Annotated in this window: 10 protein-coding genes; 4 read left to right on the top strand and 6 right to left on the bottom strand. The window is 61.4% G+C overall.

Translation table 11 applies throughout. The features are described 5' to 3' along the window. The 4 genes from trpB to ACQY7U_RS07425 form a co-directional block, all read right to left on the bottom strand. The coding region (trpB, locus tag ACQY7U_RS07440) for a tryptophan synthase subunit beta (protein WP_428643222.1) at positions 1-867 on the bottom strand (867 nt) is incomplete at its 3' end. A 49-nt stretch (positions 868-916) separates the two neighbouring features. Continuing rightward, the gene (locus ACQY7U_RS07435) at positions 917-1,561 is read right to left on the bottom strand and encodes a phosphoribosylanthranilate isomerase (RefSeq protein WP_428643221.1); all 645 of its coding nucleotides are present in this window, start codon (positions 1,559-1,561) and stop codon (positions 917-919) included. Between the two features lie 234 nt (positions 1,562-1,795). Beyond that, on the bottom strand, positions 1,796-2,158 hold the full coding sequence (locus tag ACQY7U_RS07430; protein WP_428643220.1) for an endonuclease domain-containing protein: 363 nt from the start codon (positions 2,156-2,158) through the stop codon (positions 1,796-1,798). 274 nt (positions 2,159-2,432) lie between these two features. Continuing rightward, complete coding sequence (locus tag ACQY7U_RS07425) at positions 2,433-4,715, bottom strand: NADP-dependent malic enzyme (protein WP_428643218.1); 2,283 nt, start codon at positions 4,713-4,715, stop codon at positions 2,433-2,435. Positions 4,716-4,930: 215 nt separating this feature from the next. Here ACQY7U_RS07425 and mutS point away from each other — a divergent pair, with 215 nt between their 5' ends. Together mutS and ACQY7U_RS07415 are read left to right on the top strand one after the other, a co-directional pair. After that, entirely contained in the window at positions 4,931-7,654 is a 2,724-nt protein-coding gene (mutS, locus tag ACQY7U_RS07420; protein ID WP_428643217.1) for a DNA mismatch repair protein MutS, read from the top strand. Between the two features lie 294 nt (positions 7,655-7,948). Beyond that, positions 7,949-9,136: an MFS transporter gene (locus ACQY7U_RS07415; RefSeq protein WP_428643216.1), complete on the top strand. Its 1,188-nt coding sequence runs from the start codon at positions 7,949-7,951 to the stop codon at positions 9,134-9,136. On the opposite strand, the gene ACQY7U_RS07410 is transcribed toward ACQY7U_RS07415, so the two are convergent. Then, the gene (locus tag ACQY7U_RS07410) at positions 9,133-9,654 is read right to left on the bottom strand and encodes a DUF2244 domain-containing protein (RefSeq protein ID WP_428643215.1); all 522 of its coding nucleotides are present in this window, start codon (positions 9,652-9,654) and stop codon (positions 9,133-9,135) included. The two genes, ACQY7U_RS07415 and ACQY7U_RS07410, sit on opposite strands and share 4 nt — an antisense overlap. Positions 9,655-9,676: 22 nt before the next feature. Between ACQY7U_RS07410 and nth the strand changes: the two genes are divergently transcribed. Both nth and ACQY7U_RS07400 read left to right on the top strand, forming a co-directional pair. Continuing rightward, a complete protein-coding gene (gene nth / locus ACQY7U_RS07405; RefSeq protein ID WP_428643214.1) occupies positions 9,677-10,495 on the top strand; it encodes an endonuclease III in 819 nt (272 codons plus the stop codon). Next, entirely contained in the window at positions 10,492-11,046 is a 555-nt protein-coding gene (locus ACQY7U_RS07400) for a GNAT family N-acetyltransferase (protein ID WP_428643213.1), read from the top strand. Before nth ends, ACQY7U_RS07400 begins: the two co-directional genes overlap by 4 nt. On the opposite strand, the gene irrA is transcribed toward ACQY7U_RS07400, so the two are convergent. After that, on the bottom strand, positions 11,047-11,351 hold a 305-nt coding region (irrA, locus tag ACQY7U_RS07395), incomplete at its 5' end, for an iron response transcriptional regulator IrrA (RefSeq protein ID WP_428643212.1).

Here is an 11,351-nt window from a genome sequence, read left to right as displayed (position 1 = left end):
GTTGCCGTGCAGCACGCCGGGCGAACCGGCGGTCAGCGAGGCGCAATGCTCTTCACCGTCCAGACCCTTGCCGCCGGCCTCGACGCCGACGATCTGCACGTCCTTGTCGTCGAGGAACGGGTGGAACAGGCCGATCGCGTTCGATCCGCCGCCGACGGCGGCGACGATCATGTCCGGCAGGCGGCCTTCCATGGCCATCATCTGTTCCTTGGTCTCCGTGCCGATCACCGACTGGAAATCGCGCACCATCTCCGGATAGGGATGTGGGCCCGCCGCGGTGCCGATCAGGTAATAGGTGTCCTCGACATTGGTGACCCAGTCGCGCAGCGCCTCGTTCATGGCATCCTTCAGGGTCCCGGCACCGGCGGTCACCGGCACGATTTCCGCGCCCAGAAGTTTCATGCGGAAGACATTGGGCTTCTGGCGTTCCACATCGGTCTTGCCCATGTAGACCACGCAGGGCAGGCCGAAGCGGGCGCAGACCGTGGCGGTTGCCACGCCGTGCTGTCCGGCACCGGTCTCGGCGATGATCCGGGTCTTGCCCATGCGCTTGGCGAGCAGGATCTGGCCAATGCAATTGTTGATCTTGTGGGACCCGGTGTGGTTCAGCTCGTCGCGCTTGAAATAGATCTTCGCGCCGCCAAGCTCCTCTGTCAGGCGCTCGGCGAAATAAAGCGGCGAGGGACGGCCGGTATAATGCTTGTTCAGCGTCTCGATCTCGCCTTGAAAGGCCGGATCGTTCTTGGCGTCCTTGTAGTGCTGCTCCAGGTCCAGGATCAGCGGCATCAGGGTTTCGGCAACATAACGTCCGCCGAAAATGCCGAAATGCCCGCGATCGTCCGGACCGGTCCGGATGCTGTTCGCCATGTCGTTCACGCGTATACTCCTTGAGCCCGGATAACGGGGAGCCCGAATATCAGGCCTCTCTGACCGCCGCCATAAAGCTGCGAATAAGATTGCTGTCCTTGACGCCCCGCTCCCGCTCGACACCGGAGGAGACGTCCACTGCCTTGGTTCCGCTCAGGCGGATGGCCTCGGCAACGTTCGACGGATCCAGTCCTCCGGAAAGCATGAAGGGCTTCCCGAGGTCAAGGTCTTTCAGAAGCGTCCAGTCGTAGGCTATGCCGTTTCCGCCCGGAATTTCGGAATCCTTGGGCGGTTTGGCGTCGAACAGCAGCCAGTCCGCCACAGTGGCGTAGTAATGGGCCTTTTCCAGGTCCGCCTTCTCGGAGATCGAGACTGCCTTCATGACCTTGGTCTTCTGCATCACCTTGACCGCGGCGCAGGCCTCCGGCGCTTCACTGCCGTGCAGCTGGAAGATATCGGGGTTCACGAGTTCCTTGATCCGCGACAGTCCGTCGAGATCCATATCGACGGTGACCGCGACGATCTCAGCCCGGCCACGGGCCATGTCCACCAGCCTGCTGGCATCGCTCAAGGAGACATGGCGCGGGCTCTTCGGGAAAAACATCAGTCCGATCATGTCCGCCCCAGCCTCCAGCGCGGCTTCCATGGTTTCCTCGGTGCTGAGACCGCAGATTTTGACTTTTACATTCGACATGGCTTCGAGGTATCGCGCCTGGAACGGGGTTTGTCAAAAGGGGAATGGCAAAAGCATTGGCTGTTTGCCATGAACCCCCACCCCTAGCCCCTCCCCACAAGGGGGAGGGGAACTTCGCCTCAGACTTTGCGACTTTCGCGGATCACGGCCATCCTTGTGAAAAGGACGTTGGTTCTTGGCGGAGCGGAATCCCCCTCCCCCTTGTGGGGAGGGGTTAGGGGTGGGGGTGTCCCATCAGGCCAAACCAAGTTTCCGTCTGATATCCAGAACGACCCCTTCCAGGTTCTCCTCAACGTCAAGAGCAGAGTATCGAAGCACATCAAATCCCTGCGACCTTAGCCAGTCATCCCGCAGTCTGTCGTGCTCCTGTTGTTCTGGCAGTCCGTGAACATCTCCATCGATCTCAACAACCAGCTTCCTCGAAAAGATGACAAAGTCCGCGACATAGGGACCGATTGGCGCTTGCCGACGGACATGAATCCCATCGGTTTTCAATTCCCGGAGTGCTCTCCAAAGAAGCTTTTCGCCCTTCGTCTGGTCGAGACGCAGTCTTTTTGCCGTTTCTCTGGTCTTTGCGTCTATCCGGGACGGGGCCAACTTGTTGCCGCTCTACTTCGTTTCTCGGGTTTTGGCACGATTAAGACTCCAGATCGCCCAAGCGCCTATAATGAAACACACAGCAAGGAGAATTATCCCCCCAAGGGGTTGCGGTAAAACACTGTTTAAGAGCAACACCAAATAAGTGGAAATAAACGTAAATAAAATCAACGATGTATGTTTCAGCCAAGCAGGCATCGTGGCACTATTTCCGAGCGAATCAACTAACATATAAGATTGCACCGGGGGCAGCGCAGCGCCGCCCCCTCACACCTCACGTCACGTTGAACGCCGCAATCGCCGCCATGTTGACGATGTCGCTGTCCTTGGCGCCCTGGGTCACGATCTGGATGGGCTTGTCGAAGCCGACCAGGAGCGGGCCGATGACCGTGGCGCCGCCAAGTTCCTGCAGCATCTTCGTGGAGATGGAAGCGGAGTGGAAAGCCGGCATGACGAGGACATTGGCCGGGCCGGACAGGCGGCAGAACGGGTAGGAGGCCATGCGGTCCATGTTGAGGGCGATGTCGGCGGCCATTTCGCCGTCGTACTCGAAATCGACCCTGCGCCGATCGAGGATCTTCACCGCCTCGATGACCTTTTCCGAGCGTTCGCCCCTCGGATGGCCGAAGGTGGAATAGGCGAGCATGGCAACACGCGGCTCGTAGCCCAGTCTGCGGGCGACATGGGCCGCTTCCTCGGCGATATCGGCAAGTTCCTCGGAGGTCGGCATGTCGATCACCGCCGTGTCGGCGATCAGCACTGTGCGGCCACGGGCAAGCGCCAGGGTGACCCCGATGATGCGATGCCCGGGTTTCGGATCGATGGTGGCCTTCACGGTGTCGAGAGCAACGGAATAATTTCGGGTCAGACCCGTGACCATGGCGTCGGCATCGCCCCGGGCGACCATGATCGCGCCCCAGTAGTTGCGGTCGTTGTTGACCATGCGCTGGCAGTCGCGCAGCAGGTAGCCCTTGCGCTGCAGGCGGGCGTAAAGATACTGGGCGTAATCCGCGTTGCGGTTGGAAAGCCGCGCGTTCTGGATGGAGATGCCGGAGCGGTTGATGTCGACGCCGGCATGTTCCGCCATGGATTTGATTTCGTCTTCCCGGCCGATCAGGATCGCTTCGCCAAGTCCCTGCGAGGCAAAGCTTGCGGCCGCGCGGATCACCGGTTCCTCCTCGCCCTCAGCGAACACGACGCGCTTCGGCTGACGGCGGACCTTGGTGAAGATCCGCTGCAGGGTACCGGCCACCGGATCGAGCCTTGAGGAAAGCTGGTTCTTGTAGGCCTCCATGTCGACGATCGGCCGGCGGGCGACGCCGGAATCCATCGCCGCCTGGGCAACGGCAGGCGGGATCGTGTGAATCAGGCGGGGGTCGAAGGGCACCGGGATGATGTATTCCGGGCCGAACTTCGGCCGGTTGCCCCGGTAGGCGGCGGCCACCTCGTCCGGCACTTCCTCCCGGGCAAGCTCGGCAAGCGCGTGAGCACAGGCGACCTTCATGTCGTCATTGATCGTGCTGGCCTGGACATCCAGCGCACCGCGGAAAATGTAGGGAAAACCAAGCACGTTGTTGACCTGGTTGGGATAATCGGACCGGCCGGTTGCCACGATGGCATCGTCGCGCACTGTGGCCGCTTCCTCCGGCGTGATTTCCGGATCCGGATTGGCCATGGCGAAAATGATCGGGTTGGGCGCCATTACCCGCAGCATGTCCGGGGTCAGCGCGCCTTTCGCAGACACGCCGAAAAAGACATCCGCACCCTTCATGGCGTCATAAAGCGTGCGGGCCTTGGTTTCGACGGCATGCGCCGACTTCCATTGGTTCATGCCCTCCTCGCGGCCCTTGTAGATCACGCCCTTGGTGTCGCAGAGGGTCACGTTTTCATGGGGAATACCCATGGCCTTGATAAGCTCGATGCAGGCGATCCCCGCCGCACCGGCGCCGTTGCAGACCACTTTCGTATCCTTCATGTCCCGGCCGGTCAGGTGCAGGGCGTTGATCAGGCCGGCGGCGGCGATGATCGCCGTGCCGTGCTGATCGTCATGGAAGACGGGAATGTCCATCAGTTCGCGCAGACGCTGCTCGATGATGAAACAGTCCGGCGCCTTGATGTCCTCCAGGTTGATGCCGCCGAAGGAAGGCCCGAGGTAGCGCACCGAATTGATGAACTCCTCAACGTCCTGGGTGTCCACTTCAAGATCGATCGAGTCGACATCGGCAAAGCGCTTGAACAGCACCGCCTTGCCTTCCATGACCGGCTTGGAGGCCAGCGCGCCGAGATTGCCGAGACCCAGGATGGCCGTGCCGTTGGAGATCACCGCCACCATGTTGCCCTTGGTGGTGTAGTCATAGGCGCGGCTCGGATCCTCGGCGATCGCGTTGACGGGCACCGCCACGCCCGGGGAATAGGCCAGCGACAGGTCGCGCTGTGTCGCCATCGGTTTGGTCGGCGCGATTTCCAGCTTGCCGGGCCGGCCTTCCTGGTGGAATTGCAGCGCTTCCTGGTCTGTGAAGCTGACGTTCGGCTTGGACGAGTTCTTGTCGGCGGACATGATGCGGGCGTTTCCTCTCGATCACGATCTCAAGTGTCGTGCTGACTGACCTTATCCGCTGGAAAATGAAGCCTCAAGCCAAGATGGCCTAAGCTCTTGGTGGAACACCTTCAACGCGGCCAAGCGAATCCAGACTGCATTTTCTCCTTTGGATCGACCGACTTATCTGCCTTGAAGCGCTTCCCCTCAAAAGCCGGTTGATTTACGTATCGGACATGAGTGGACAAAGCGCACAACAAACGGCCCCGGCAGACAGCAAAGTCACACCGATGATGGCCCAGTTCATCGAGATCAAGACGGCCAATCCGGACAGCCTGCTGTTCTACCGGATGGGCGATTTCTACGAGCTGTTCTTCGAGGACGCCGAAATCGCCTCCCAGGCGCTGGGCATCACGCTGACCAAGCGGGGAAAGCACCAGGGCGAGGACATCCCGATGTGCGGCGTTCCCGTGCATGCCGCCGACGACTATCTGCAGAAGCTGATCGCCAAGGGGCACCGGGTCTCGGTCTGCGAACAGACGGAAGATCCGGCCGAGGCCAAGAAGCGCGGCTCGAAGTCGGTGGTCCGCCGGGACGTCGTCCGCCTGGTGACGCCCGGAACGCTGACGGAAGAACGGCTGCTGGATGCGGGCGCCAACAACTACCTGATGGCACTGACACGGCTCAAGGGCGGCTCGCTGGAGGGGGACGCAGTCTACGGTCTTGCCTGGATCGACATGTCGACCGGTTCCTTCCAGGTCTCCGAAACCGACCACCAGCGCCTTGCCGCCGACCTGGCGCAGGTCAGCCCGCGCGAACTGATCCTGGCGGACAATCTGTTGCAGGAAAGCGAGCTCAGGCTGCTCGCCGAGCAGGCCGGCGGCGCACTGTCGCCGGTTCCGCGCGCGTTTTTCGACAGTTCGACGGCCACCGACCGGCTGGCGCATTATTTCGGCGTCAAGACCCTGGACGGCTTCGGCACCTTCAGCCGGGCGGAGCTGTCGGCGGCCGCCGGAATCCTCGCCTACGTGGAGAAGACCCAGCTCGGCGAACGCCCGCCACTGGACCCGCCCGTTCGGGAGGCCGGCACCGGCCGCATGCTGATCGATCCGGCGACCCGGGCCAACCTGGAACTTTCGCGCACACTTTCCGGCGAAAAACAGGGCTCGCTGCTGGCGACGATCGACCGGACGGTAACCGGTGGCGGCTCGCGCCTGCTCGCCAGCCGCCTGGCCGGTCCGCTGGTCAATGTGGAAGCCATCGGCCACCGGCACGATGCGGTGGCGTTTTTCCTGGAAAACGAAATCATGCGCGAAGGGCTGCGCCAGACGCTGAAGGGCGCGCCGGACATGGCCCGCGCCCTCTCGCGCATCGCGCTGAACCGGGGCGGACCGCGCGATATTCTGTCGATCGCGCAGGGTCTGGCAGCCGCCCGTGCCGTGCTTGACCAGACCGGCACGACCGCAGGCACCATACCGGCGGAAGTCGCCGCCGCACGGGCCAGCCTCGAACAGGCCCCGCACGACCTCGGCTCGGAGCTGGTGACGGCGATCATGGAAGATCCGCCCCTGCTCAAGCGGGACGGCGGCTTCGTTGCCTCGGGCTACAATCCGGATCTCGACGAGTTGCGGTCGCTGCGCGATGAAAGCCGCAAGGTGATCGCCAGGCTACAAGCCGAGTATTCGGAAGAGCTCGGTCTCAGATCACTCAAAATCAAGCACAACAACGTGCTCGGCTGGTTCATCGAGGCACCGACCGCGCAGACGGAAAAATTGACGGCCGATCCCGGCCGTTTCATTCACCGCCAGACCATGGCGGGCGCCATGCGTTTCACCACCACCGAGCTGGCGGATCTGGAATCCAAGATTGCCAGCGCCGGTGAACGTTCGCTTGCCATCGAGCTGGAGATTTTCGAACGGCTGGCCCAGGCGGTCATCGATGCCGGCGAGGCCATCAAGGCCGCCGCGCAGGGTCTTTCCATCCTGGATGTGTCCGCCGCGCTCGCCAAACTCGCCCAGGACGAAAACTATGTTCGCCCGCATGTCGACGACAGCCGGGCCTTCGATATCAAGGGTGGCCGCCATCCGGTCGTCGAACGGGCCTTGAAGCGGTCCGGCGGCGACAGTTTCGTTGCCAACGACGCCAATCTGGGGCCCGACGCGGATGAGGATATCGGTCATATCTGGCTGATCACAGGTCCGAACATGGCCGGTAAGTCGACCTTCCTGCGCCAGAACGCCCTGATCGCGGTGCTCGCCCAGATGGGTGCCTTCGTGCCGGCCACCGAGGCGCATATCGGCGTTGTCGACCGGCTGTTCTCGCGCGTCGGCGCCGCCGACGATCTGGCGCGCGGCCGGTCCACCTTCATGGTGGAAATGGTCGAAACGGCGGCGATCCTCAACCAGGCGAGCGACCGCTCTCTCGTCATCCTCGATGAAATCGGCCGGGGCACGGCAACCTTCGACGGGTTGTCGATCGCATGGGCCACGATCGAGCACCTGCATGAAGTCAACCGCTCCCGGGCACTGTTCGCGACCCACTACCATGAACTCACCGCGCTGTCGGCGAAACTGGAGCGCCTTTCCAACGCCACGGTGTCGGTCAAGGAGTGGAAGGGCGACGTCATTTTCCTGCACGAGATTGTACCCGGTGCTGCTGACCGCTCCTACGGCATTCAGGTGGCAAAACTCGCCGGACTTCCGGCAACCGTGGTCGAACGCTCCCGGCAGGTCCTGAGCCAGCTGGAAGAACAGGACCGCCGCTCACCGGCCGAGAGCCTGATCGACGAATTGCCGCTCTTTGCCAGCCTGACACCGGCCACGCCCAGCGCCACCGGTTCTTCAGAACCGGATCCCGTCCTGGAAGCGCTTGAGGACTTCAATCCGGACGACATGACGCCGCGCGAAGCGCTGGAAGCGCTCTATCGCCTCAAGACGCTTCAGGTGGGGCGGGAAGGCTGACGTGGAAGGGTTCTTTCGGGAGCCTGCGGCCCATCCTTCGAGACAGCGCTTTCGCGCTTCCTCAGGATGAGGAGCAAAGTGTTGCGCCATTTCGCCAGACAATTACCCCGGCCTCATCCCGAGTGGGACCTTCAGGTCCGTCACGAAGGATGGGCCACTTGTTCCAAAAATGAAACAAATCGCAGCTGATCACATCCACTGATTGCATTTCCATGAAAAAGCTCGTGACTGATTTGAGCAACAGGACTAGGCTGGACTTTCCTTCTGGATCCTGACTTTCTCCGGCGAACAAACATGAATTATCTGCCGCAACTGCCGCGCCAGGCGTTGCTGATTTTGCTGCTTCAGTTTTCCCACAGCCTTGGCGTTTCCGGCATTATTCCGCTGATGAGCTTTTTCATCGTCGAAGGCCTTGGCGCCGAGCCCTGGCAGGTGGGCCTTTATACCGGACTTGTCCTGCCCCTGACGCTCATTGCCACCCGCTGGGCCGGCGAACGGCTGGATCACGGATTTCCCGTGCGGCGTCTGCTTCTGATGTCCGTTTGCGCGTTCATGGCCCTGACCGCGCTGCTGACGCAGGTCTCGAGCCTGTTGATGCTGTCGCTCATGATCGCGCCGCTGATGAGCCTTGCCAACATGGGGTCCGGCGTCATCTTCACATTTGGCCGCCTGAATGCAGAAACCGCTGGAATGGATGTTGCCAGGGTCAATTCATGGCTGCGCATGACCGTCTCGCTCGCCTGGATGATCGGACCGGCGCTGTCCTTCACGCTGGCAACGCAATACGGGTTTCCCGCCGCTTTTGCCTGCTCGTTCGGCATCAGCCTGATTTATCTGCTGCTCTGGCATACTGTCGTTCCAAGGGACTTCCGATCCACCCGCACAAGGATCAAAACCGGCGCCCGTGAGCCCGTGAACTGGGGTCTTGCAGTGGCTGGTCTCACCTGTCTGGGTTTCGTCATCACCAACACCCTGTTCGTCTCCGCCATGCCGCTGTTCTTCGTCGAGGAAACCGGTCTTCCCGGGTCCGCGCCGGGTCTGTCCCTGTCGGTCAAATGCCTTCTGGAGATCTTCGTGATATTCGGCTCCGTCCGTCTGGCGGAGCGGATCGGCACCCGTCAGGTGCTGATGCTTGCCGCCTGTCTTGCCGCGATCAGCATGCTGCTGTTTTCTCAGGTCACGACGCTCTGGCAGGCGTTGGCGGTTTCCGTTCTGGAAGGCACTTATTACGGACTGTTCGCGGGCGTTGCGATCAGCTTCGTCCAAAGCTTCGCTCCAGACCGGCCGGGACGGGCAACGGCGGTCTATATGAACAGCCTGTTCCTGGGCGGGTTGATCGGCAGCGTATCCATGGGCTTCATCGCCAGCGCTACCAGCTTCCAGAGCGTTCTCTTTGTGGCGGCGTTTTCCTCGGTTCTGGCCCTGATGGTGCTTGTTGCCACCTTGAGGGTTCAGCCCCGGCCTGCCGAAGACGCCGCCTAAACGCCTCCAGCCTTTGCGATCGCCAAGGCGTTCGCCATGGCGCCCGCGAAGCTGGTGCGGTCGTCGGGATTGAGGAAATTGCCGAGTTCGACGGTTTCCCCCCGGCTGACGAGTGACACCTTGACGACGCCCTCATCCTCGAGCCGTTTCACCGTCAGCCGCACCCAGAAGGGATTGAAGCGGTATTCCTGTAACTTCTTGCCCGGTCCGACCTTGCGGACGGCGATTTCCTGCCGTGAGACGACGACTTCCTCGAAGGTTTGGGCCGAGCGGTAGTTCAGCCGGAAGGCAAACCACAATAGCGCAATGTCGAGGCCGAAAAACCCGAAGACCGGCCAGGCGCCGATCCGAAGGAACAGGACGCCGGCGCAAAAACAGACTACACCGAAAACGCACATGAGGATCATGAAACCCGTCGGGCCCAGCGACCGGTGAGGGGTCAGCACCGCAGAAAAAAAAGGCCGGTCCAGATCCGGCAATTCTTCTTCCCGCTCGGGTTTCGGATTGTTCTCGCTCATATCCTCAGAATATAGAGAGATCATGACGCAAGCAAAGAGCCCTCCCTCCGGCAAAACCAAAGCCCGGTCCGCCAAATCCACCCCAAAGCCCCGCAAGGCCGGCCCGTCGGTCGACAACCCCGGCAAAGTGCTGAAACGGTCGCGCTACAACAAGGCGGAGACCTTCGCGATCTTTCAAAGGTTCCATGCGGACAATCCGGAACCAGAGGGCGAACTGGATTACATCAATGCCTACACGCTGCTGGTGGCTGTGGTGCTGTCCGCCCAGGCGACCGACGTCGGCGTGAACCGGGCGACGAAGCATCTGTTCCAGATCGCGGACACGCCGGAAAAGATGGTCGCGCTCGGCGAAGAGCGCGTGCGGGAGGAAATCCGGACAATCGGCCTTTTCAAGACCAAGGCCAGGAACGTCATGCTGCTTTCCGAGCAGCTCATCCGCGATCATGGCGGCGAAGTGCCGGAGGACCGGGAAGCGCTGGAGAAATTGCCGGGCGTCGGCCGCAAGACGGCCAACGTGGTGCTCAACATCTTTTTCGGTCATCCGACGATTGCGGTCGACACCCATCTCTTCCGGCTGGGCAACCGGATCGGCATCGCACCCGGCAAGACGCCGCTCGACGTGGAAAAGGCGATGGAAAAAGCGGTCCCGAAGGAATTTGCCCTGCATGCGCATCACTGGCTGATCCTGCATGGCCGGTACATCTGCAAGGCGCGCAAGCCGGAGTGCAAGCGCTGCGTGATCTATGACCTTTGCAAGAGCCCGGAAAAGGAACATTTCGACGCAATCCCGGACATTGCGGTTCGAACAAGGGCGCAGGTCGAAAAGGAGGCGAACTCATGAAACCTATGACAGCGTCCTATCCGGTCAGCGAAAGGCTGCGCTTCCGGTTGCCTCGCGAGGAAGATGCCCCCTTCTATTGCCGGATGATGAATGAGCCGGACTACATCCGGTTCATCCGCGATCACGGCATCCGCACCGACGCAGCCGCGGCGGAGCACATCAGAACAAAGACCCTGCCGCGCTTTGCCGAGCAGGGGTTCGGGCTGTGGCTGGTGGAACTGAAGGAAACCGGCGAGCCGGTCGGGACCTGCGGCCTCGTTATGCGCGAGGAACTCGAGTATCCGGATCTCGGGTTTGCGTTTCTGAAAGACTATCGCGGCAAGGGCTTCGGCCGGGAAGCGGGCCTTGCCGTGCTGGAATTCGTTCAAAAGGATCTCAAGCTCAAGACCTTGTGCGCGATCACCGATCCTGAAAACACGCGCTCGGGCAACCTTCTGACAAAGATCGGATTCGTGACGAATGGCCAACGGTATCTCGCCGCCTTCGACTCGATCTCGAACTATTACATCTGGACGTCCGGAGAAGCGGACGGCGGCGCGGTCCGGTCCTGATCAGCGCTTCTCGCGCACCCGCACGACGACGTCGACGCGCACCACTTCCATGCCTTCGGGAATTTCCGGCAGCCGGCCAAGGCCGACGCCTTCGCCGGGGATGTCGATCACCCGGTTTTCGCCCTCGATGAAGAAGTGATGGTGATGGGAGACCTTGGTGTCGAAGTAGGTCTTGTTGCCCTCGATTGCGACTTCGCGCAAAAGGCCTGCCTCGGTGAACTGATGCAGCGTGTTGTAGACCGTGGCGAGCGACACGGGCACATCGGCAGCCACCGCTTCCTCGTGCAGGAGTTCGGCGGACACAT

This window comes from Roseibium sp. (assembly GCF_050301095.1).
Taxonomy (GTDB): Bacteria; Pseudomonadota; Alphaproteobacteria; order Rhizobiales; family Stappiaceae; genus Roseibium.
Note: the sequence above shows the minus strand (reverse complement) of the source record. Positions and strands in the feature narration are given on the sequence as shown.